This window comes from Mesorhizobium sp. WSM3873 (assembly GCF_001672445.1).
Classification (GTDB): domain Bacteria; phylum Pseudomonadota; class Alphaproteobacteria; order Rhizobiales; family Rhizobiaceae; genus Mesorhizobium.
Map to the genome: position 1 here is coordinate 61,697 of NZ_LYTM01000007.1, position 22,659 is coordinate 84,355.

Annotated in this window: 16 protein-coding genes; 3 read left to right on the top strand and 13 right to left on the bottom strand. The window is 62.7% G+C overall.

Translation table 11 applies throughout. The annotated features are described in order from the left end of the window. Positions 1 to 22: 22 nt before the first annotated feature. From A9K71_RS06545 to A9K71_RS06565, 5 genes are all read right to left on the bottom strand, one after another. Complete coding sequence (locus A9K71_RS06545) at positions 23 to 1,387, bottom strand: polysaccharide biosynthesis/export family protein (protein ID WP_245299543.1); 1,365 nt, start codon at positions 1,385 to 1,387, stop codon at positions 23 to 25. A 136-nt stretch (positions 1,388 to 1,523) separates the two neighbouring features. Then, positions 1,524 to 2,744, bottom strand: a complete 1,221-nt coding sequence (locus tag A9K71_RS06550; RefSeq protein ID WP_082980373.1) for a glycosyltransferase — start codon at positions 2,742 to 2,744, stop codon at positions 1,524 to 1,526. A gap of 185 nt (positions 2,745 to 2,929) precedes the next feature. Continuing rightward, complete coding sequence (locus A9K71_RS06555) at positions 2,930 to 4,669, bottom strand: hypothetical protein (RefSeq protein ID WP_245299544.1); 1,740 nt, start codon at positions 4,667 to 4,669, stop codon at positions 2,930 to 2,932. 272 nt (positions 4,670 to 4,941) lie between these two features. After that, entirely contained in the window at positions 4,942 to 5,505 is a 564-nt protein-coding gene (locus tag A9K71_RS06560) for a transcription termination/antitermination NusG family protein (RefSeq protein ID WP_066992063.1), read from the bottom strand. A gap of 20 nt (positions 5,506 to 5,525) precedes the next feature. Further along, positions 5,526 to 7,616: a polysaccharide biosynthesis tyrosine autokinase gene (locus A9K71_RS06565; RefSeq protein ID WP_066992066.1), complete on the bottom strand. Its 2,091-nt coding sequence runs from the start codon at positions 7,614 to 7,616 to the stop codon at positions 5,526 to 5,528. A 411-nt stretch (positions 7,617 to 8,027) separates the two neighbouring features. On the opposite strand from A9K71_RS06565, the gene A9K71_RS06570 reads away from it, so the two are divergent. Both A9K71_RS06570 and A9K71_RS06575 read left to right on the top strand, forming a co-directional pair. Then, positions 8,028 to 8,585, top strand: a complete 558-nt coding sequence (locus A9K71_RS06570; RefSeq protein ID WP_156752601.1) for a hypothetical protein — start codon at positions 8,028 to 8,030, stop codon at positions 8,583 to 8,585. Between the two features lie 555 nt (positions 8,586 to 9,140). Continuing rightward, the gene (locus A9K71_RS06575) at positions 9,141 to 9,755 is read left to right on the top strand and encodes a Crp/Fnr family transcriptional regulator (RefSeq protein WP_066992071.1); all 615 of its coding nucleotides are present in this window, start codon (positions 9,141 to 9,143) and stop codon (positions 9,753 to 9,755) included. An 85-nt stretch (positions 9,756 to 9,840) separates the two neighbouring features. Here the strand turns inward: A9K71_RS06575 and A9K71_RS06580 are convergent, their stop codons facing one another. The 3 genes from A9K71_RS06580 to A9K71_RS06590 form a co-directional block, all read right to left on the bottom strand. Continuing rightward, a complete protein-coding gene (locus A9K71_RS06580) occupies positions 9,841 to 11,376 on the bottom strand; it encodes a 3-hydroxyacyl-CoA dehydrogenase (RefSeq protein ID WP_066992074.1) in 1,536 nt (511 codons plus the stop codon). A 1-nt stretch (position 11,377) separates the two neighbouring features. Next, complete coding sequence (locus A9K71_RS06585) at positions 11,378 to 12,166, bottom strand: enoyl-CoA hydratase-related protein (RefSeq protein WP_066992077.1); 789 nt, start codon at positions 12,164 to 12,166, stop codon at positions 11,378 to 11,380. A gap of 166 nt (positions 12,167 to 12,332) precedes the next feature. Beyond that, positions 12,333 to 13,451 carry an NAD(P)/FAD-dependent oxidoreductase gene (locus A9K71_RS06590; protein WP_066992078.1) on the bottom strand — a complete coding sequence of 373 codons (1,119 nt, stop codon included), beginning with the start codon at positions 13,449 to 13,451 and terminating at the stop codon, positions 12,333 to 12,335. Positions 13,452 to 13,714: 263 nt separating this feature from the next. Between A9K71_RS06590 and A9K71_RS06595 the strand changes: the two genes are divergently transcribed. Beyond that, positions 13,715 to 15,091 carry an aspartate aminotransferase family protein gene (locus tag A9K71_RS06595; RefSeq protein ID WP_066992081.1) on the top strand — a complete coding sequence of 459 codons (1,377 nt, stop codon included), beginning with the start codon at positions 13,715 to 13,717 and terminating at the stop codon, positions 15,089 to 15,091. Between the two features lie 77 nt (positions 15,092 to 15,168). Here the strand turns inward: A9K71_RS06595 and A9K71_RS06600 are convergent, their stop codons facing one another. From A9K71_RS06600 to A9K71_RS06620, 5 genes are read right to left on the bottom strand one after another with little or no spacing between them, the layout of a single operon-like run. Beyond that, the gene (locus A9K71_RS06600) at positions 15,169 to 15,981 is read right to left on the bottom strand and encodes an NAD(P)-dependent oxidoreductase (RefSeq protein ID WP_066992084.1); all 813 of its coding nucleotides are present in this window, start codon (positions 15,979 to 15,981) and stop codon (positions 15,169 to 15,171) included. 3 nt (positions 15,982 to 15,984) lie between these two features. Further along, positions 15,985 to 17,187: a pyridoxal phosphate-dependent aminotransferase gene (locus A9K71_RS06605; protein ID WP_066992087.1), complete on the bottom strand. Its 1,203-nt coding sequence runs from the start codon at positions 17,185 to 17,187 to the stop codon at positions 15,985 to 15,987. Then, positions 17,184 to 18,803, bottom strand: coding sequence for a hydantoinase B/oxoprolinase family protein (locus A9K71_RS06610; RefSeq protein ID WP_066992090.1), 1,620 nt, complete (start codon positions 18,801 to 18,803; stop codon positions 17,184 to 17,186). Before A9K71_RS06610 ends, A9K71_RS06605 begins: the two co-directional genes overlap by 4 nt. Continuing rightward, positions 18,800 to 20,896: a hydantoinase/oxoprolinase family protein gene (locus A9K71_RS06615; protein ID WP_066992093.1), complete on the bottom strand. Its 2,097-nt coding sequence runs from the start codon at positions 20,894 to 20,896 to the stop codon at positions 18,800 to 18,802. The genes A9K71_RS06610 and A9K71_RS06615 overlap by 4 nt, the downstream gene beginning before the upstream one ends. Next, the gene (locus A9K71_RS06620; RefSeq protein ID WP_066992096.1) at positions 20,893 to 22,563 is read right to left on the bottom strand and encodes a thiamine pyrophosphate-binding protein; all 1,671 of its coding nucleotides are present in this window, start codon (positions 22,561 to 22,563) and stop codon (positions 20,893 to 20,895) included. Before A9K71_RS06620 ends, A9K71_RS06615 begins: the two co-directional genes overlap by 4 nt. Positions 22,564 to 22,659: the final 96 nt, after the last annotated feature.

Consider the following 22,659-nt stretch of genomic DNA (forward strand, 5'->3'; position numbering starts at 1 on the left):
AATTCCGAAGATATCTGCTGCTCTATTGGCCGACCATGCTGCGCTGGACGGCCGGATTTTGCACTTTGGGAGAGATACCAGAGTCCGGAGCGTAGAACCCCTTGTTGGCCACGACGGAAACCTCGATGACGTCGCCGGCTCTCACTTCCGTGTTTTGATCGGCGACGATGTCGTGGGCGATCTTCTGGTCGCGCCTGAAGATGGAAATCCTCACCGAGCCCTGCAGGTCGTCGAAGGTTCTCTGTTCGCCGTAAGTGAAGATAAAGAGAAGCTTGTCGGCCACGTATCTGATTTGACTTTGGATTTTTCCGAGCTCAACTTGCGCGTCCTGGGTCTGGCCGATCAATTCCATTTCGTGACTTTGGTGCTTCTTTCGCAGCTCGCTTTCAGCGTTCAGCATCGCCTGCTGCGCCTGTTCCTGCTGCAATTCCGTCTGCGCCAGTTCAGCCCGATAGCTGGTATGTGCTCGTTCCGCCGTCAACACATTCGAGTTCGTTATCAAACCCTTTTCCCGCAGAGACCGGGCAGACTGCAGTTCTTGCAGTTGGATGTTCGCGGTCTTTTCACGTTCTTCCCTGGCCGCGGCTAGCATGGCCGCTTCCTTCTTCGCCCGATCCAGCGAGGCCTCCAGGTAGGAAACGTCATCCCGATACGCGGCAAGGCGGGCGTCCAGCTGCTGCTGTTCGGACGCGATGATGCCGTCAATCAATTGCCCGCCAAACTCGACGGGCGAATCGGGAGGAGCGACGAAGGACTTTTCCAGTCGACTTTCCGCCTGGAGCCGGGCAAGACGGACCTTCAGGCGATATTCTTCAAGCGCCAGGTTTGAGCGCGCGCTTCGCAGATCAGCTATTTCCAGGGCGGGCTCCGTGTTGCCCACAGCGCTGGCGCGAAACCCGCCTGCTATAGCGAGTGCATGGCGAACCGTTATTCCGGGTTGAAACGGATAGGATCCGGGGTGGGCCACCGTTCCGGAGATAAAAAATGGCCGGTATTGTCCGATCTCCACTTTCACGAACGGCTGGAGGATCAGCTTCTGCTGCTGAAATGCTTGCTGGATGGCCTGCGAGAGGGCAACGGTGGTCAGGCCGCGCGCTTTGATATCACCCAACATTGGCAGTGAGATCGAGCCCCGATCATCGACAACGACCTCCAGCGGATAGGATTGTTCGCCGATCACGGACACACGCAGGATGTCACCGGTGTCGAAGGTGTATCCATCCGCGCGGGAGGCACTTGCGGTGAGCAGTACAATGGCAACGGCAAGCCCACCGATCATTGCGAGCATGCTGCCGACCGCGGGTTCGAAGTTGGAAATTAGCCGTCGGCACCAGTCCTTCATGCGCAGAGGCTTGGAAGGAAATTGCTGGTCAACACGCATACGCATCGTCGGTACTCCGGTTGTCTAGCCTGCTGCCATCGGGGCCCGCCGACATTCGCCGGCGGGAGCGTGACACGAGGTTCTTCCTATGGTTCGAGAAGTAAGCCTGCATTGCGAACTCCATCGGAGCAGCAAAGGCTGATCAAAATCCGTGCAGCCCGAAGGTTTGCCCGGCGAGGCGGTCGCGAATTCTCGCCTCGTTTGGCCTCGCGGCCGAAGTGGCGGGCTCCAGCACGGATTGATAAATCTGCTCTACGCTTTCGCACATGGCGTCCAGCCCCCAGGACGACAGGTCGGTGCGTTTCGCGCCGTCGGCCAGTTGAGTGCGGTGCTGCTGGTTCTCGAGAAGACCGGCGACAGCCGCCGCCGCGGCGCCCACATCCTCGGCCGGGGTCACAATTCCGTTCACGCCATGGCGAACAACCTCTTCCACGCCGGGCAAATGCGAGACCACGCTGGCTCGACCGCCGGCCAGATACTGCATCATGACGCGAGGCAATCCCTCTCGCATCGAGGTCAGCACGCACACGTCCGCCAGGCTGATCAGTCGTTCGGGCTCGCTATGGTAGCCGATCATGCGAATGTTGTTTGCGAATGGGGATCGTTCAATCGCCGATTCAACGTCCGAACGCGCCGGTCCGTCACCGGCGAGGAGCAGTCGCACGTTTGGAACTCGGTCAACGACTTTGCCGAATGCCTCAATGAACTCGACGTGGCGTTTTCTCGGTTCCAGCGCGGCCAACATCAGGACCACCGGCGGCTTTGGCTCCCCGGCAGCCGTCCCCAGGAGCAGATGCGGATCTTGCGGCCACCTCGCGTTCGCGAAGCGTGCCAGGTCGAAGCCGGAATGGACGACATGGTGCTGATCGGGGCTGCCCAGATGATTGGCGATGCAGATGTCGCGCATAGCCTGACTGACATCGATGAAAGCGCGCGTGAACTTCGCGGCCAGGCGTTCGGCGGCCAGGAACATCAGCCTCTGCCCGCGGCCGACATGCACGAAAGGCAAGATGTGGACGCCATGTATGATGCCGGGGACATTGGCCTCCTTGGCGGCGAGGCGGCCGACAATGCCGGCTTTGCTTTGATGCGTGTGCACGATGTCGGGCCGCCAATCACGCATAAGGCGGGTGAGTTGCCTGAAGGCGGAAACGTCGCGGGACGGCGAGATCGGATTGATGAGTTTTTCCAGCGTCACCAGTCGAAGGGCTCCGGCAAGGGATGCCCGTAACCTCGGGTCGTATTCCGCGCCGTGAACCAACAGCACTTCATGGCCGTGCCGCGCCTGAGCGAGACAGCAAGCCAACGTGTTCTCCTCGGAGCCGGCTCGAAGCAGTCTGGTGATCACATGAACGATCTTCATTTGCTTGTACCTCAGGGACATGAAATCCGGGAGCGGCGAGAGATCGAGGGGATCGAGCGGGAGTGTCGCGGGGCGCCTTCCGCGGGTTTCGGGGCACGGGCCGGGCTCGCCCGTCGTTCGGCGCGATCGCGTAAAAGCTGCACGTCGGGGATGATGCGGGGCGGTTGGACCGCCCGATTTGCCTCTCAGAGAGACAGCCAAATATGCCTGAACAACTCTTGGCCGACGGCCTCTATGCCGGCGCTGGCGTCAACGGTCCGGATATCCTTGTCCTTCGCCCGCAGTTCCGCCATCAGCGATAGCCGCGCGTCGAACGCTTCTTTCCTGATGTCCCCGGGCTTTCGCTGTTCGGAGACCGCAAAGTCTGAAACGAGGTGCAAAACGAGGTGTGGGCGGCGTTCCGCCATCTTCTCGTAGAGTCGCTGCTCAAGCCGGGCGAGAACTGACAGGCCTGGGACGGAGAACAGGCGAGCGGGAATGGTCGGCCCGTCCAGATATCCCCTGCCGAGCGCCTGCGGCCACCGGTCACAAATGACGATCATGCCGCGCGTCGACCATCGATGTGCGCGTTTCACCACAGCGTATCGCTCAAAAGCGATCAAAACCGCCCAAAACGCCAACGCGGCAGCGACAAGTCCTCCCTTCGACCAAGCCCGGCCGGAGGAATCGCTGCCATCGTTCTGGGCCAGGGACTTCAGGCGCCGTCTATGGGGAGAGACGACGGTCTGCAATGCCTTGCGAAGCCGCCATCCATTGCCATCGCCAGTTCCGACATAGACTTGGGCACACCCGAATTTCCACCCGAATATCTGCCTCAGCCGGTCAGCCTGAGTGCTCTTGCCCATGCCATCGGGACCTATCAAGGCCACCACGAATCCACCAGCTGCGGGCCGTCTCTTTGGTGGAAAGCGCCCCGGCAGCAAGCGGTGGAGGGATCTCAGGGCGAGATAGCAGGTCTTGCGTGCCAGATGCACCGCGGCGTCGGCGATTGCGAAGCGTCCCGTGTAACCACACATTTCGCGGATCGAACGCCGCAGTCTGGCCAGATCTCCGCGGTGGGCGGCCAAGCCGTCGGCGCTTCGCAGGAACCTGCAGCGCACCGTTCTTGCGCCGTCAAACGTGCAGTCGACGACCTGCAAGCCGTGCTCGTCGGACGTGGATGGCAGGCGCGCAAAGTGCTCCTCGTCGAGGGCGATCCATTGCCTCCACGGAAGCGCCGAGGCGCGGAAGGCGAAGCGGGCAATCGCTATTCGAAGCTCGTCTTCGGGAGAGACCACCGGAACCGATACTCCGTCGACGCAAATCGCCTCCCATCGCGTGATCGCCGCATAATCGAAAGCCGGATAGCGCTTGCGAAATTCCCGGCCGACGCGGGCACCGATATGCATATCGAGATGGAGATAGCGGCCATGCGTGAAGTCAGGCAGGAACCAGTCTTCTCTGCCGGCACAGACATTGTCGTAGCAGGAGAGGCTCACGCCGCGCCGGCCGTGCAATTGACAGACGATGGAGCAGAAGAGCGGGTAGTCATGCTTGTCCAAAAGCACATCCAGATCATCCCGTCCGGCAAATCCGTCATGCACGGACGCGAGATCCTGAATAATTCCGTACCTCACGCCAGCTTCATTGAGTGCTCGAAACAGTTCGCTGGCAATCGGCAGTGCCGGCGCCGTTTCGATCGGCCTGAAAGGAGCGCCTCCGTCAGTTTGATACGGCGCTGCACCTGAGTGGCTGCCCAATGCGCCCGCGCCAACAGTCTTCGCCGACGCTGAAACATTCGCTCCCGGCGCCAACGTTTCCGCCACGATCTCCGCCTTGGCCTCCGTAGCCCAGCGGCGATACTGCTGCGGCTGCAGACGATCCCGAAGGTCTCCGGCCCCGGCCGGAGGGAAGGCTGCCGATTTGGACTTGCGTGGTGTTTGCAAGAGATTTCTCGTGATTGGTCGCGGGCGAGCGTCACTCGCTCGTCGTCGCCGGAAACGTCGTGGAACTGGCGTGCGGTAGGTCCAAGCCCCTCGGTGGGCTGGTGTTCCTGGGATGTCGAACGACCAATCGTCTCAGTGCCGGCCCGCAGGTTCTGACGTCACCTTCGCAGGCTACCGCACCGAGGGTGAATTGGGTGCCAACTCATCACTCCCTGCCGAGTATTTCGGCATCTGTGTAACGAAAGCGGTGAGTAAAAACTCACCGAGTAGTTTCAAGACACTATCGACAACTTGTCCCTATCAATAGTGATAGGAGTAGACCGGTTCATGATGTCGAGAAGAATTCTGACCGCTCCGGCGCTTCCGACATGATCAAGAATCCCGAGCTGGTCCGAAAATGGCCCGTCTATGATCCTGATTTTCTGGCCCGGCCTCAACAGGATGTCCGGGTGCAAAATCCCGTCCTCATCGGTTGCCGATATCAAGGATTCAACCACCCCATAAGGCGCCGGTACCGGCATGCCCTTGCTCATGACGAGCTTTCGGACGCCCACGGTCGAGTTGATCGGGTACCAGCTCTGCTGATGGACAGCCAGGGAGACGAACAGATAGCAGTCGAAATACGCGCTGGAGACGGTCCTGACCCTGCGGGCGTGCCGGACGGTTCGCCTGCGCTTGGGCAGATAGGTCCGGAAGTTCTGCGACAGCAGGTGCCGCTCGGCAAGGCTCTCGGAATGCTGGTGCGTCTGGACCACGCACCAGCGCGCAGCTTCGCCGCCGCGACTTTTCTCCGCCGAGTCAGGAAAACCGTTGTTGCAGAAGTTAGTGTGCAGCATGACGCAATACTGTCTCTTCCCTAATTGAGGTAGTAACTGTCCGAGACACTGCTTTCGAGCGACGTGTAACGGCCGTATCTGGGCAGCTTTGGTTCGTCCACCATCGTGAGGGCAATGCCGGCAAGCTTGGACCGATCGCCAAGATGTCGAATTCCTTCGGCAACGGCCTCGCGCGAGGTTTCCCGCCACCTCACGACGAAGACGACCTTGTCGACATGCCTGGCCAGGATCGAGGCATCGGCCGCGGGTCCGACGGGTGGTGCGTCAATGATCACCGTGTCGAATTTTCCCCGAACTTCCTCAAGCAGCGAGCGCATTCGCGCCGAAGCAAGAAGGGCAGGCGGGTTGCGGGTTCTTGCTCCTGCGGGCAGCATGGATATGCCCGAGCGTTCGTCCAGATGGATTGCGTTTGCGGCCTTCACCGGCAAGGTCAGGAGATCGACCAATCCGACCTTGTCAGCCATGCCGAAGAAGGCCGTGGCGGCCGAAAGGCGCAAGTCCGCGTCGATGACCAGAACCCGTTCGCCGTCGGCAGCCGCCGAGCAAGCCAGGCTCAATGCCAGCGTTGTCTTGCCTTCGCCGGGCATCGCCGATGTCACGAGCACCAGGCGCGGCGAACGGTCCAGTTCCGGCGTGGCCTGGATGCCGAGGCGAAGCCGCCGCACCGCTTCGCTGTACCTGGAGAGCGGTTTGCGCTCGAGATAGGCCACAGGCTGAGCATGGACGTCTTTCGACCAGCCCGACATCCTTGGCATCGACGCAAGAACCGGAACTGCCAATTCTTCCTCGATCTGCTTCTTTGCCATGAAGCCGGAAGCGAAGAGTTCACGCAGGACGGCGCCGGCGCCCCCGAAGAAGATGCCGAAAACCACACCCAAAGCCGCAAAAAGAGGCCTGTTTGGAAAGCTTGGCGCGCCAGGAACGCTGGCATCGGTGATTACACGCACGCCGCTGTTGAGGAGGGTGGATTTCTCCTCGGTGAGCTTGGCGCGCGACAGGAAAGTCTCAAAGAGTTCCTTGTTCGCGGCCGCGATCCTCTCCAGATCGCGTAACTGGACGCCAACCTGACCTTCGATTTCGGAGCGGTTGGATACCGAGTCCAGGGCGCGAGCCAGAGAAGCCTCCCGAGCTTCGGCCGCGTCGACCTCGTTCTTCAGATTGCCGATCAGGCGCTGGACTTCGGCGGCGATCTGTCCCTCGATGTCGCGGCGCTCGGCCTGAGCGGACAAGACCTCGGGATGCCGCTCGCCATACTTCAATTTGAGGTCGGCTTCCCGCCGGGTCACTCCGGAGAGCTGAGCCCTGAGCGCGTTAATCACCACCGACTGCAGCACGTCCGGAATCGACTGGATGTCACCTCCGGCAGCCTGTACCTTGCTAACTTGCTGATATTGCGAACGTTTCTCGGACAACTCGGCGCGCGCGTTGATTAGGGCGACGTTCAACTCGGACAGCTGCTGGTCAGTCAAACTGCCCGCCTGCGTCGCCACTAAATTGTGATCGATCCGAAACTTCTGGACAGCTTGCTCCGAACGGCTGAGCTCCGCTCGCAGATAGGCGGCCCGATCGCTGAGCCACGAGGAGGCCTTCTGGACCCCTTCGTAACGGGACCTTATTCGATCTGCCACATAGGCCTGGGCAATCGCGTTCGCGAGCGATGCCGCTTTTTCCGGATCGTAGGCGCCTACATCAAGCTCAATGACGTTGCCAAGCCCGACGCGCGAAACTCCCAGCGCGTTCTGGAGCCATATCAATGCCCCCGGTCCTATCTTGGGGTCTTCCGCCAGCTTTTGGCTGTCGACGACCTGCTGAAGAAGTGACGCAGACCTCAAGACAGCGATCTGACTTTCAATGAACGTTGGATTGTCAGAAAAATCAGAATTGGAGTAATCCTGTGGAGTCATATAGTCGATCGGAGCGTCAAGCAATATCTGAGAGACGCCGGTGTATGTTGTCGGAAGAATATATGCGGCAGCCATAAACAGTGTGAAAGTGATGACGGCAATTCCGCACACCAGCTTCCACCGACGAAGAAAGAAATCGAAGACTTCCCTGACGTCGAGGGGCAGGAATTCCCGAATCATCCTCGGATTATCAGTTGGATTGGCCATTTCCCGAATCCTCACGATCGACAGCACAACTCCCAGCCCTTCAGCGTCGGCTGAATGGCGTTCATTTCAAAATGGGTCGGGCAGCTAGCTGTTATGCGCTCTCAAACGCATGAATCGTAAGGGTTGGTGTCCCGCCGACATGTCCAAATCGCTCTTCTGCGCCCACTCACCGATCGCGTCACCGGTAAGGCAGAAACATATCAGCTTCGCGGACATCGCCGCCATTACCATTATTGAGTAGTAACTCGGCTAAAGGTCGATCTGGTCTACCCCGTATGCCTCTCCGAGCTTTAAGAAGTCGCCGAGACACCTTCCTCTCGCCCTTCAGGGAGGTCCACTACAACGCTACGATCGTCAAGGATGCTCCTGACGATGAGAGAAGCGGCCGGCCTCGGCAGTTCTGAGGTTGACATGGACACTTATAGCGAAGTCGTTCCGAGTTTTGCAGGTTGGGTGCTCGACGGTCCCGGGGTCATTCTTCTGCTGGCGGCAACCCTGCCGCTGATGCTTCTTCTTAAGGGCCGGCAGCTGGGCTACGGGACCCTTGCCGTCGTTGTCGGCACTGTCATGTTGCTATTGTTGGGTATCGAGAATTGGGCGGGAGCGGTCGCCGCTCTTCTCGCCTATTGCGTCCTCGTTTCATTGGCCTTGCTTTCCACCTGGAGGCGTATGAAGCAAATCGAGGACCGCCTCGCATTGGTCGCGTCGGCAATAGACGGCCTGGAAGTCGCCGAGGAGCGGCGACAGACCTACAGCGTCAGGCGTTCGCGCCGGAAGCCGGAGGCCGGAGCAATGGTGCAAACCGTCGCGGTCGGCGCGACGGACAATCCAGAAAACGAGACGCGATATATTCCAGGGCCGCCTTGGCAAGAGCTGCAACCGCCCGGTCCGCGACCCGAATCCGCGGCTCCGGCGTCAACGCAATCGGCAGGGCGCAATTTTGCCTCATCGTCGGGTGGGAGCCCCTGACAACAAGGTTCGAACACAAGGATCGGTTTTGCGGCGGCAGGTCCCCGGGCAGCCTGTCCGGACCGACAGCGCGGTTCAACTTTTCGCTGCATCCGCAGCGTCGCGCGTAATGACGAGACTCTCGGCCTCCCGCCGGGGCTTTGCGATGGTCCAGACGATACTGTCGGGCGCAGTATGCGGGATCGGTGCGGTGGGGCCTGCATTTCGACGGCATGCGGGCACGCCGCGGCATGCTGCTTGGCATCGGTGCGGCACGAGCTGTTGTTCCGAAGTCATCGTGCGCTGCAAGCCAAAGCTGTGCTGCCTGAGCGACTTTAATATACCAAGGGTGTAGGGTTGTACCAAAAGGTGGTAGACTGCGCTGCAATTCGGATAGGGTGACAGATGGAACTTTTTGCCTAGTCGATAGTTGCAGCTTCAGGTTGACCCGGGGGGGTGGATCATGGGCTTGGGCGATTCGGGGAAATGAACTTATCGAAGCAAGTTGGATTGGTGAAAGGACCCACGCTTGCTGACGCAAGCTGGGAAAGGGGAATCTCTGTACTGCCAGGAGCCGTGCGCCGCGCCTATGCGGCCAACGCGACTATTGCAGGCGAATACCACACCAAATCCTCTATTCTGATTATGATCGCCGGCTGGGCGGCATTTGCGAAGACATTGCCGAATGGCTCACGTCTCATCGTCGATTTTGCGCTTCCTCGCGAAATTGCGGTGATCGAGTTCGCCGGAAAAGCGGGCGATACGGTGACGGCCCTCTCGGACGTTATCGCGATCGAGCTGGCCGGCCCCGTCCGTACATGTTCTGCGCGTTATCCGCAGTCCATCTGCGAAGCAATCCTGCGGGCTGAGGCGGATCGATATTCAAGGGTTGCGGAACACCTGGCAAGCGTCAGCAGAAGGGGTGCCGTTGAGCGCACGGCCCATTTCCTTCTCGAACTGGCCTGCCGCTCACATCGATCGGCAACGAGCTATCCGGCCCGCTTCGAATGCCCGCTGACCCAGGGCGAACTGGCCGATGCATTGGGACTTTCGGCTGTGCATGTAAGTCGCGTGTTGAAAACGTTGCGTCAGACCGCCCTGGCCTCATTCCGGTACGGCGTCGTCGAGTTGCACGATCTTCCGGGACTGATCAAAACAGCCGGATTTGATCGCTCCTACATTTCGGGCTGATGCAAGGCGCCTGGCACGGGCAGTTCAGCGCGGGAGTGCTGAACTGCTCAAACCGTTTGGGCCAAATCGTCTCCTTCCGGCCAGCCTATTCTCCCAGCGCAAGTCCCAATTCGGCGCGCCGTCGCAGCCAAAGACTTGCGCGGTAGCGAGGATCCCGGGTGCGGTCATGGATCGTATCCAGCATGCGCAGAATGCGGGCAGGGCCGAGCTTGTTGCCCCACTCCAGCGGTCCGTGGGGATAGCCGAGCCCCAGCCGCACGGCGGCGTCGACATCCGCCGCCGATGCAATCTTTTGCTCGACGATCTCGCAGCCGATATTGACGATCATCGCGACGACGCGCTGGCAGACCGCGCCGCAACTATCGCTCACCAGAGTGGCCTTGCGGCCGGCGCTTTTGACAAGCGCGCGGGCGGCGCTCCTGGCCTTGTCGGACGTCGCCGCCGACGCGACGAGCGTGACGTGACGGTCCAGGCCGAAATAGGGATCGAACCCGACGCATAGTGAAGGTAAGAGGCCAAGACGCATCGCGGCGCCGGCGACGTCGTGCCCTTCCAACCCTACGAGGATGAGGCCGTCTCGCCCTAGCGCCTGATCCTGGCGGCCGCAAACAGTGGCGCCGGCCGACGCGACCAGTTTTTGCATTTCGCCGGTGTCATTGTCGGCCAAGACGGTGACACGGTCCGGAATCCCGGCGGTCTCCGCCGGCTGTGTCGATGCGGGCGGAACGGCTTGCCGGTTGCCGTCGTAGGCATAGAAGCCGCGTCCGGTCTTGCGCCCAAGCAGGCCCGCCGCCACACGCTGCGCCGCGATGACGGAAGGGCGGTAGCGCGGATCCTGATAGAACTGGTTGTAGACACCCTCCATCACCGGGTGGGAGACATCGAGCCCGGTGAGGTCCATCAATTCGAAGGGGCCCATCCTGAAGCCGGCGGCGTCGCGCAGGATCGCATCGATCTCGGCGATCGAGGCCACGCCCTCCCGCAGCATGGCCAGGGCCTCGGTGCCGAAGGCACGGCCGGCGTGATTGACGATAAAGCCGGGCGTGTCGCTGGCGACGACGGGCCGGTGGCCGAAGCGGGCTGCAAGCTCGACCAGCGTGTGCTCGACCTCAGGCGCCGTGTGAGCTCCTGAGATGACCTCGACCAGTTTCATCACGGGCACGGGATTGAAGAAATGGTAGCCGGCAATCCGCTCAGGTCGCTTGGCCGCGGAAGCGATCGCCGTGACGGACAGCGAAGAGGTGTTGGTCGCGATGATGGCGTCCGGCCTGACGATTGTCTCCAGCGCCTCGATGAGCTGACGTTTGGGCTCGAGACGTTCGACAATAGCTTCCACCACCAGATCGGCGCCTGCCAGTCGCCCAAGTGTTTCGGCAGGTTCGATATGGGCGAGCAGCTTCTCGACCACGTCCGAGCTGACTTTGCCGGCGGCTGCCCTGGCGCGCTGACGCGACGCGATTTGCTCGATGGCCGCCGCCGCCTTTCCGGGGGCATCATCGACCATCATCACATCGATGCCTGCCGCCGCCAGGACCTCCGCTATGCCGGAACCCATCACCCCGGCGCCTACGACACCGGCTTTCCCGATCCGACTGGTGGGCTCCCCTCCCGCGCCTGCCAAGTCAGCGCCCCTTGAACGAGGGTCCGCGCTTCTCCAGGAAGGCGGCAATGCCCTCCCGTTTGTCCGCGGTATCGAAAAGCAGCTGGAAGGCTTTGCGTTCCAGCCTCAAGGCGGTTTCCAACGGAGCGTCTTCGCCGTTGACGACCGCCTCCTTGATCTGCTCGACGGCCAGCGGCGGAAGACGGCCGATCCTCTCAGCGATTTGCAGCGCATGCTGCAAGGCCTGGCCCTCATCCGTCAGGGTGCTGACCAAGCCGGCACGCTCGGCATCCTCGGCCGAAAACATGTCGCCGGTGAGAAGGAGCATCAGCGTCTTGTATTTGCCGATTGCCCTGAGCAGGCGCTGGGTGCCGCCGGCGCCCGGCATCAAGCCGAGCTTGACTTCAGGCTGACCAAAAGTGGCTGTCCGTGCGGCGACGATGATGTCGGCGTGCATGGCAAGCTCGCACCCGCCGCCCAGCGCGAAGCCTTCGACCGCGGCAATGACCGGCTTCGGGCACCTGGCAATCGCGTCCCAGTAGCGATGGGTGCGCTGCAGAAGCATGTCGGCCGAGCCGAGCTTTTCAAACGCTTTTATGTCGGCTCCTGCAGCGAAGTTGCCGCCGCGCCCAGCAATGACGATCGAGCGGATTTCCGTGTCCTCGGAAAAGCCTGCCACGGCGGCGGCCAGCTTCTCCCGCACTTCGAGGTTGAGCGCATTGCGCACTTCGGGACGATTGATTTCGACCAGCCCCACCTTCTCGCCAGGGCGGCTCTCGACGACAACGAGGGCGTCTTTCGCGGAACTCATTTCGTGCTGCGGAAGCTAACTGGGACATTTGGTTTCATACCCGAACTATGGTCAGCAGCCGCGAAGCCCGCAAGGACATTGTTTGCTGTGGCCGGTCCGATCGGGGTGGTCCGCAGGCCGGACCCCGCTTCTCAGCGTCATGCTTTCGCTCGAGCTCCGATGTCCCTTAGCGATGCTCCAGCAAGATGCGCGTCACATGCTCGGCGATGGCCAGGCTCGAGGTCAGCCCGGGGCTTTCGATGCCAAACAGATTGACCAGGCCCGAGATGCCATGCGTTCCGGTATCCTGGATGACGAAATCGCTGTTGGCTTCGCCGGGTCCGGAAAGCTTTGGCCTGATACCGCTATAGGCCGGCTGCAGGCTGCCGTCGGCCAGTTCCGGCCAGTATTTGCGGATTTCAGCATAGAAGCGGGTGCCGCGTGTTGGGTCGACGCGGTAGTCGAGCGCATCGGTCCATTCGACGTCAGGCCCAAAGCGCGCCGTGCCGGCAAGGTCGAGCGTCAGATGGACGCCGAGCCCGCCGGGCTCCGGCACGGGATAGATGAGGTGCGAGAAGGGCGCTCGCGTCGCCACTGAAAAATAGTTGCCTTTGGCGTAGCGAAGCCCGGGCAGGAACCGGCGATCGAATCCTGTGATCGAGCCGGCAAGCGCGACAGCGCCGAGGCCCGCCGCGTTCACGAGCCGCGATGTGGCGATCTCGAAATCTTCGCCGCTTCCCGTGCTGGTCGTGTGGAGAACGATGCGGTTGGCTTCGATCCGGCCCGACACGATGCGGGTGTTGAGCGACAGCATCGCACCGCCTTCCTCGGCATCGCCGAGCAGGGCTAGCATCAGCGCGTGGCTGTCGATGATGCCGGTGGAGGGCGAAAGCAGGGCAGCGGTGCAATGCAGCGCCGGCTCCAGCGTGTGAGCCTTGGCGGCGGAGAGGAAACGCAAGTCACCGAGGCCGCAGGCCTCGGCATTGGCTCGAATGTTGGCAAGCACCGGCTCCTGCGCGTCATCGGTCGCGACGATCAGCTTGCCGCAGCGCCGGTGCGGGATCGAGCGCTCGGCGCAGTAGCGATAGAGCATCTCGCGTCCGGCCACGCAGAGCCGCGCCTTGAGCGAGCCTTGCGGATAATAGATGCCGGCATGGATCACTTCCGAGTTGCGCGAGCTCGTCTCGGTGCCGATGGCATCCGCCGCTTCGAGGATCAGCGCGTCGAAACCTTGCGCGGCAAGGCCGCGCGCGATCGCGAGGCCCACCACGCCGGCACCGGCAATCACGCAGTCAACCCGTTCCATGCCCAGTCCATTCGGTTGCGCGAGCGGCACCTCACAGCCCTTTCTCAAGGATCATCTGGCTGTTGTCCATTGCTGTAGGGCAATCATGTGCCCGCCGCGGCTTGCGAGACCGACCATGCGCCAGGTTCCCATGGCGCTATCGATCCTGACAGGGCGGCTCTTGCGGCTTGAACGTGCGATGATGCATCACAGCTCAGACACGAGGGCAAATTTCGGACTTCTCGACCAGCGAGATGGTCCTACACTCGCAGACAGGAGCCATCATGGACGCCAGACCGAATTCCCCTGAAGCCCGCGACATCCGCTACCACATGCACGCCTACACCAATGCCCGCAAGCATCAGGAAACGGGACCGCTGGTCATCGAAAAGGGCGACGGCATCTATGTCGAGGACATTGCCGGGAACCGCTATATCGAGGCGATGGCCGGCCTGTGGAGCGTTGCCGTCGGCTTCTCGGAAAAGCGACTGGTCGAGGCGGCCACGCGGCAGATGTCGAAGCTGCCCTTCTATCACGATTTCGGCTCGAAGGCGCATTCGCCGTTGATCGATCTGGCCGAAAAGCTGGTGCAGATGGCGCCGGTGCCGATGAGCAAGGCCTATTTCACCAATTCGGGCTCCGAGGCCAACGACACGGCGATCAAGATGATCTGGTACCGGTCGAACGCGCTCGGCCGGCCGGCGCGCAAGAAGATCATCAGCCGCAAGCGTGGCTATCATGGCGTCACCATCGCGTCCGCAAGCCTGACCGGGCTGCCGAACAATCATCTGTCCTTCGACCTGCCGATCGCCAATATCCTGCACACCTCGACGCCGCACCACTGGCGCGATGCCGAGCCCGGGGAAAGCGAGGAGCAGTTTTCCAGCCGTCTGGCCGACGACCTGGAAAAACTGATCCTCGCAGAGGGGCCGGAAACCATCGCCGCCTTTATCGGCGAGCCGATCATGGGCGCCGGCGGCGTCGTCGTTCCGCCCGCCGGCTATTGGGAAAAAATCCAGGCGGTGCTGTCGAAATACGACATTCTTTTAGTGGCCGACGAGGTCATCTGCGGCTTCGGCCGCACCGGCGAGATGTTCGGTTCGCAGACCTTCGGCATCAAGCCCGACATCATGGTGTTGTCCAAGCAGATCTCGTCGTCCTACCTGCCGATCTCGGCGCTGCTGATCAACGACAAGGTTTTCGAACCGATCGCCGACGAGAGCGATCGCATCGGCACCTTCGGCCACGGCTTCACCGGCGGCGGTCATCCTGTCGCCGCGGCCGTCGCGCTGGAAAACCTCAAGCTGATCGAGGAGCGCGACCTTGTCGGCAATGCGCGCACGGTCGGCGCGCATTTGCAGGCCAGGCTGCGCAAGCTCGGTTCCCATCCACTGGTGGGCGAGGTGCGTGGCGTCGGCCTGATCGCCGCCGTCGAGCTGGTCGCCGACAAGGCGAGCAAGGCGCCATGGGGCAAGCCTGCGGCTCTCGGTGCGCTGGTCAATGGGTTCATGCAGCACAACGGCGTGATCTCGCGCAACATGGGCGATGCGATCGCTTTCTGTCCGCCGCTGATCATTACCGAGACTCAGGTCGACGCTTTGGTCGACGCGTTCGAACGGTCGCTCGAGGCCGCGCTGCCGCAGGTCCGGCCACGGGGCTGAACCATCGATCACTATGGCAGCGCCGTGTCGGCTGGGTCAGGTCGGCATTTCCGAACTGACCTGCTTGCGAGGCATGGTTATTCGGGCTTGTCGTCCGGATGACCGAGTTCGCAGAACCAGCCGCCGAGATATTTCACCGACGGCCTCCTTGGGTCGGGAATTGGCGTCTTCGCCTCGACGGCGGCCCGGAACGGCTCGGCGCTGTCCTGCGGGATGAATCCGAGATGGTCTGCGCCGCTGTTGTCGACCATCTTCAGCTTGTTGTTGGATAAGCCGAACGAGATGGTGTGGCCGACGCGCGGCGCCGTCAGCGATGCCTCGACCAGGCGCACGCAGTCGGCGAAGGAAAGATACGACCACAGCATGCGCCGGTCGGCCGGCTCGGGGAAAGACGAGAAGATGCGCAGGCACACCGTCTCGATGCCGAACTTGTCCCAGTAAAGCCGGCTGAGGCTTTCGACGAAATTTTTCGACACGCCATAAAGACTGTCCGGGCGCACCGGCGCGTCGACGCCGATGTGCGCCTCGATTTCGTGGTAGCCGATGGCATGTACCGAGGAGGCGTAGACGACGCGCTTCACGCCGTGTTTCCGCGCGCCTTCATAGATGTGGTAGGAGCCGCGAATGCTGGAATCGAGGATGGTCTGCCACTCGCATTCGAGCGGCGCGCCGCCGAAATGCACGATCGCATCGCAGTCCTTGATGGCTGCGATGGTCGCCTCCATGTCGGCAAGATCGAAGACGGCTTCTTCTTCATGAGGCGCAAGATCGCTGAACGGCCCGCGGCCCGCCAGGCGGATCTTGCTTGCCAGCGGCACCAGTCCCTTGCGCAATTGCGAGCCGAGCCGGCCAGCGGCACCGGTGATCAATATACGTTCGTAGTGCGGCATCGTTTACTCCACTTGCGCGACGGCGGCATTGATCCGCGAGATCGCCTCGGCCAGCACCCCTTCGCCGGTCGCCGTCGAGATGCGGAAATAGGGTGACAGTCCATAGGCGACGCCCGGCACCGACGCCACGCGTCCTTCGTTGAGAAGATAGTTGGCCACGGCCGCGTCATCCTCAAGGACGACGCCCTTGGGCGTCTTGCGGCCGATCAGGCTGGCGCAGCCGATATAGGCGTAGAAGGCGCCTTCCGGCGGCGACAACGTCAGTCCGTTTATCTTCCTGATGCCGTCCACTACCAGGTTGCGGCGCGCCTCGAAGGCCTGCCGGAAGCGCGCGACTTCATCCTGCGGCCCGTTGAGGGCGGCGACGGTCGCGGCTTGTGCGATCGAGCAAACCGAGGTGCAGGACTGGCTTTGGATCGTCGACATCGCCTTGATGAGTGGCGCGGGGCCGGCTGCGTAGCCGACGCGCCAGCCGGTCATCGCATAGGACTTCGAGACGCCGTTGACGATCAGGGTGCGGTCCTTGAGCTCGGGGCAGGCCTTGCCGAAGGAGACGAAGTCGCGTCCGTCGAAGAGGATGTGCTCGTAGATCTCGTCGGAAAGGACCAGCACCTGCGGGTGTTTTGCCAGGACCGCGCCCAGCGCCTTGAGATCGGACGCGGAATAGACCGCGCCAGACGGGTTGCCGGGCATGTTGAGGAAAAGCCACTTTGTCCTTGACGTGATTGCCTTTTCCAGCACCGCTGGCGTCAGCCGGAAGCCAGTGGTCTCCGGGCATTCGACGACGACGGGCGTGCCGCCGAGCAGCTTCACCATTTCCGGATAGGAGACGAAATAGGGCGCCGGCAGGATCGCCTCGTCGCCTGGCTCCAGCGTCGCCATCAGCGCGTTGAAAATGATTTGCTTGGCGCCGTTGGCGACGACGATGTGGTCGGCCGTGTAGTCCAGCCCGTTCTCACGGCGGAACTTGCCGGCCACGGCTTCGCGCACTTCTGCGGTGCCGGCGGCAGCGGTGTAGAGCGTCTGTCCTGCTTTCCCCGCGAAGTGGGCGGCATCGATGATGTGAAGCGGGGTCGGGAAATCGGGTTCGCCCAGCCCGAGGTCGATCACGTCCACTCCCTTGGCGCGCAGCGCCTTGGCGGCCTGCGAAGCCGCCATGGAAGCCGAAGGCTTCACCGCCGAAAGGCGCGAGGCAACGTAACTCATTGGTCGTTCTCCGAGATATAACCCTTGGATCGGTCGTTGGCCCGCGCGGCGGCGCTGCGCTTGGCCGGATCGCCATAGCCGCCGCCGCCCGGCAGTTCGAGGATCAGCCGACGCCCGGCGGGGACGTGCTGCCAGCCCTTGGGGCGCATCTTCGTACCGTCATCGAGCTTGACCACGCCGGCGACGCCGGGCTCGCCGCCATTGCGTCCGCGCGGGGGATGGTTCACCCGGTCGAACATGGCGGAGAAGTCGAACTCGTGGCCGTCGGTCGCAGCGATCTCGATGATCTGACCCAGGCCGCCGCGGAACTCGCCGTCGCCGCCGGAATTCGGCCGCAGCTCCTTGCGCCAGATCACGATCGGACCGGTATGCTCCGTCGCCTCGATCGGCATCGTATGAACACCGGACGGGAAGGCCGTCGCCGACAAGCCGTCGAGCTCAGGCCGCGCGCCCATGCCGCCGGAGTTGAACATCAGCACTTCGGCGCGGCGGCCGGACGCGCCGGCGACGGGCCGCGCCGAAATGTGGATGTTCCACAGCGCGCCGGCGCCTTCGGCGAGTATCTTTCCGGGCAACGCCTTGGAGAACGCGCCAAGCACCAGATCGGGCACCATATGGCCGAAGATGTGCCTCAACGCCACCGGGGCCGGCCGCACGGCATTCAGGATGTTGACCGGCGAGGACACGGTGAAGAAGGCGAGCGAAGCGGCATTGTTCGGGATGTCGGGCGCCACCATGCATTTCAGCGCATAGCAGGCATAGGCCTTGCTGTAGATGATCGGGCAGTTGATGCCCCAGCGGCTCATCGGGTCGGTGCCGGTGAAGTCGACCTCGACATGGTCCTCGCGGACCGACACCGTGGCCGCGAGTTTCACCGGCTCGTCGTAGCCATCGGTCACCAGCTCGTTCGACCAGCTTCCCTTGGGCAGCGCCTCGATGCGTTCCAGCATGGCGTCGCGGGTGCGCGAGAAGATGAAATCGCCTAACCCAGCCAGCGAGGTGAGGCCGATCTCCTTCATCATGTCGACGAGGCGCCGGTGCCCGACCTCGTTGCAGGCGGCGAGCGAATAGAAATCGCCGACTACCTGGTTGGGCTCGCGGACATTGGCGCGCAGGATCCTGACCAGATCGAGATTGACCTTGCCCTTTTCCGCGAACTTCATGATCGGGATCTGGATGCCTTCTTCGTAGACGGACTTGCCGTCGGCGCCGAAGCCGCGCCCGCCGACATCGACGACATGTGCCGTGCAGGCAAAGAAGGCGACGAGCTCGCCGTTCAGGAAGGACGGGGATACCATGGTGATGTCGTGCAGGTGGCCGGTGCCCTGCCAGGGATCGTTGGTGACGTAGGTGTCGCCTTCGAACATCTGGTCGCGCGGGATTTCGTGCATGAAATGCAGCACCGCCTCGGCCATGGTGTTGACGTGGCCCGGCGTGCCGGTGACTGCCTGCGCAAGCATCTGGCCGCGCGGGTCGAACACGCCAGCCGACAGGTCGCCGGATTCGCGCACCGAAGTCGAGAAGGCGGTGCGCAGCAGGGTGAGCGCCTGCTCCTCGACCACCGAGATCAACCGGTTCCACATGACCTGCATGCGGATTTCGCCAATATCGCTCATGCCTGGCTGCCTTTGCGGATCAGGAGGATCGCGCCGTCGCTCTGGATGACGGCGTCGAAGCTGGTGGTGACGACGGTGGAAGTTTCGCGCTCGACGATGACCGCGGGGCCCGCGATCCGATCGCCGGGCCGGAGCGTGTCGCGCTCGACGATGCCGTAGCTGCGCGGCGCGCCGCTGACCGGATCGAACACCTCGCGGGTCGTTTTGAGTTCGCTCGTCCTCTTGCCGCTAGTGAGCTCGTGCCTGGCGACGGCGGGACGAACATCCGTCGCCTTGACCGACCAGGTGACGATCTCGATTTCCAGTCCGTCGAGCCCCTCGATGGCACGGCCGAAGAAGCGCTGGTAGTTCTCCTCGAACAGCGCCTTGAGTTCTGCAACGGCATCGTCGCCGAACGGCTCGTCTGCCACCGGCATGGGGATTTCCCAGCCCTGGCCGGCATAGCGCATGAAGGCGGTGATTTCGCAGACGATCCTGCCGCTGGCGCCGCCGCGCACAAAACCCTCGGCGGAGGCCTTGAGATCGGCGAGCAGGGCATTCACTTCGGCAGGCTGGAACCGCGACAGGCGCGTCAGCTTCGAGGCCAGCGCCTCGTAGCCGAACGGCGCCTTGAGGAAGCCGATCGCCGAGCCGACGCCGGCGCCGCGCGGAACGATGCACTGGTCGATGCCGAGCTTTTCGCACAGTCTCGCCGCGTGAAGCGGGGCGGCGCCGCCGAAGGCAATCATCAGATTGTCGGATATGTTCTTGCCGTTCTCGACCGCATGGACGCGGGCAGCATTGGCCATGTTCTCGTCCACTACCTCGCAGATGCCGAAGGCCGTCGACATGGCATCGAGCGACAGCCGCTCGCCGACATCGCGCAGAATCGCCTGCTCGGACGCAGTGCTGTCCAGCTTGATCGCCCCGCCGGCGAAATTGTCGGGGTCGAGCTTGCCGAGCACGAGATCGGCATCCGTGATCGCCGGACGGTTGCCGCCGCGCCCGTAGCAGGCCGGCCCCGGCTCCGAGCCGGCACTCTCCGGCCCGGTCTGGATACGGCCCATGGCGTCGACCCAGGCGATGGAACCGCCGCCGGCGCCGATCTCGATCATCTCGATAACCGGGATGGAGATCGGCATGCCCGAGCCCTTCGAGAAGCGGTAGGTGCGCGCCACTTCGAAGGTTCTCGCCGTGCGCGGCGCATAGTCCTCGATCAGGCAGATCTTGGCGGTGGTACCGCCCATGTCGTAGGAGACGACCTTCTCAAGACCGAAGCGCCTGGCGATGTCTGCGGCGAAGATCGCGCCGCCCGCCGGGCCCGATTCGACCAGCCGGACCGGAAATTCCGAAGCGGTCTCCACCGAGATCAGGCCGCCGCCGGAATGGATCATGAAGACGGGGCAATCGGCGCCCATGTCCTTCAGGCGCGTCTGCAGGCGGGCGAGATAGTCGGCCATCTGCGGCCGCACATAGGCGTTGGCGCAGACCGTGTTGAAGCGTTCGAACTCGCGCATCTGCGGCGAGACTTCGGCGCTGATCGAGATCGGGATGCCGAGTTTTCTGGCAAGGATCTCGCGCGCCCGGCGCTCGTGGTCGGGGTTGGCATAGGCATGGATGAAGCCGATCGCCACCGAGCCGAAACCGCCCGCCGCGATGCGGTCGGCGATCTCTTCCAGAGCGGCTTCGTCGAGCGGCTGCAGCTCCTGGCCTTCCGCGCCGATGCGGCCCTTGACGGTGAAGCGATCCTCGCGCGGGATCAGCGGCGTCGGCAGTTGCAGGTTCAGATCATACTGCTCGAAGCGGTTTTCCGTTCGCATCTCGATCACGTCGCGGAACCCTTCCGTCGTGACCAGCGCGGTCTTCGCGCCACGGCGCTCAATCAGCGCGTTGGTGGCGAGTGTCGTGCCGTGGATGATGATGCCGATCTCGGACGGAGAAATTCCGGCGTCGCGAATGACGATGGCGATGCCGTCGAGGATCGCCTGCTCGGGAGCCGCATAGTTGGTCAGCACCTTGGTCGAAAACATCGTCCCTCGGACATCAAGGGCGATGTCGGTGAAGGTGCCGCCGATGTCCGCGCCGAGACGGATGTCGTCAGTTCTGGAGGTCATGACTTGGCCTTCTGGGAAGCGAGCGCGGCGTCGCGCATCTGAGAGAGGGTCTGCCGGGGCGTTATCGCTTCGGGCGAGATGGCGATGTCGAGGACGGCGCCGGTCGTCGACCTAAGCGCCCGCTCGAACGCCGCCGCGAAATCCCCCGTGGATTCGACCCGCTCGGCGTGAAAGCCATAGGCCTTCGCCAGCGCCACGAAGTCGGGATTCTCGAGCGAGGTTCCGGAGACGCGAGCCGGATAGTTGCGCTCCTGATGGGCACGGATGGTGCCGTATATGCCATTGTTGACGATCAGCACGATCGGCTGCGCGCCGGCCTGCATGGCGGTTCCGAGTTCCTGGCAGTTCATCTGGAAGTCGCCGTCACCGGCAAAGCAGACCACGGTGCGTTGCGGGTATGCGACCTTGGCCGCGATCGCGGCCGGCAGGCCATAGCCCATGGCGCCGGATTGCGGCGCAAGCAGGCGCGCTTGCGGTCCAAACTTGAAGAACTTGTTCGGCCACACGGTGAAATTGCCGGCGCCGTTGGTGAGGATGACGTCGGGCGGCAGCGTCTCGCGCAGCCAGGTGCTGACCGCGACCATGTCGACCGGGCCGGGCTGCACGGGCGCAGCGAACGTGCCTTCATAGGCCTTGCGTGCCGTCGTGCGCCAGTCGGCCCAAGAACCCTTGATCGGGGTGAGCGCCTTGGCGAAGGCGTTCGGACCGGAATGGATACCGATCGTGGGCACATAGATCTTGCCGATCTCGCGATCGGAGCCGTGCACGTGGATCAGCTTCTGGCGCGGTACGGGAACTTCGAGCAGGGTGTAGCCGTCGGTCGTCATCTCGCCGAAGCGGACATTGACGGCGAGGATCACGTCCGCGTCGCGGATCAAGTTTTTCACATGCGGCACCATCCCGACGCCGGCCTCGCCGACGAACACCGGCGAATGGTTGTCGAACTGGTCCTGATACCGGAAGGCTGTCACGACCGGGATATCGGAGGCTTCGGCGAAAGCCTGAAGCGCCGCGCGTCCGTCAGCCGTCCAGTTGGCGCCGCCCATCAGCAGCACCGGATTTTCGGCGGCGGCAAGCATCTTCAATACCGACGCAATTGCCTCCTGTGCCGGCGCCGCTTCGAAGATAGGCGCCGGCCCGCCGAGCGGCGCGGCTTCGGTCATGGCCGTCAGCATGTCTTCCGGCAGCGCGACCACCACGGGGCCGGGGCGTCCGGTCAAAGCGGTGGTCCAGGCCCGCGCCACGATTTCGGGAAGGCGATCGACGTCATCGATCTCGACCGCCCATTTTGCGACGGTTCCATACTCCGCCCGGTAGTCTATTTCCTGGAAGGCTTCGCGGCCTTTGATGTCGGTGCCGACCTGGCCGACGAAGAGGATCATCGGCGAACTATCCTGCATGGCGGTGTGCACGCCGATGCTGGCATTGGTCACGCCCGGGCCGCGCGTCACAAAGCAGATGCCCGGCGTGCCCGTCAGCTTGCCGTAGGCGGAAGCCATGAAAGCCGCACCGCCCTCATTGCGGCAGAGCACGTAGTCCAGCTTTCCACGCGTGTCGTGCAGCGCGTCGAGAACGGCGAGATAGCTTTCGCCGGGAACGCCGAAGCTCTTGGTCGCGCCAAGCGAGATCAGGCACTCGACAAGAAGGCGACCGCCATTGCGGACCATGCTTCGGCATCCTCTTACGCTGGTGGCAAGCAGACGGAGCCTGCCTTTCGAACTTATACCTGCACTCTGGCGGGCCGACGCGAAATCAAGAAATGC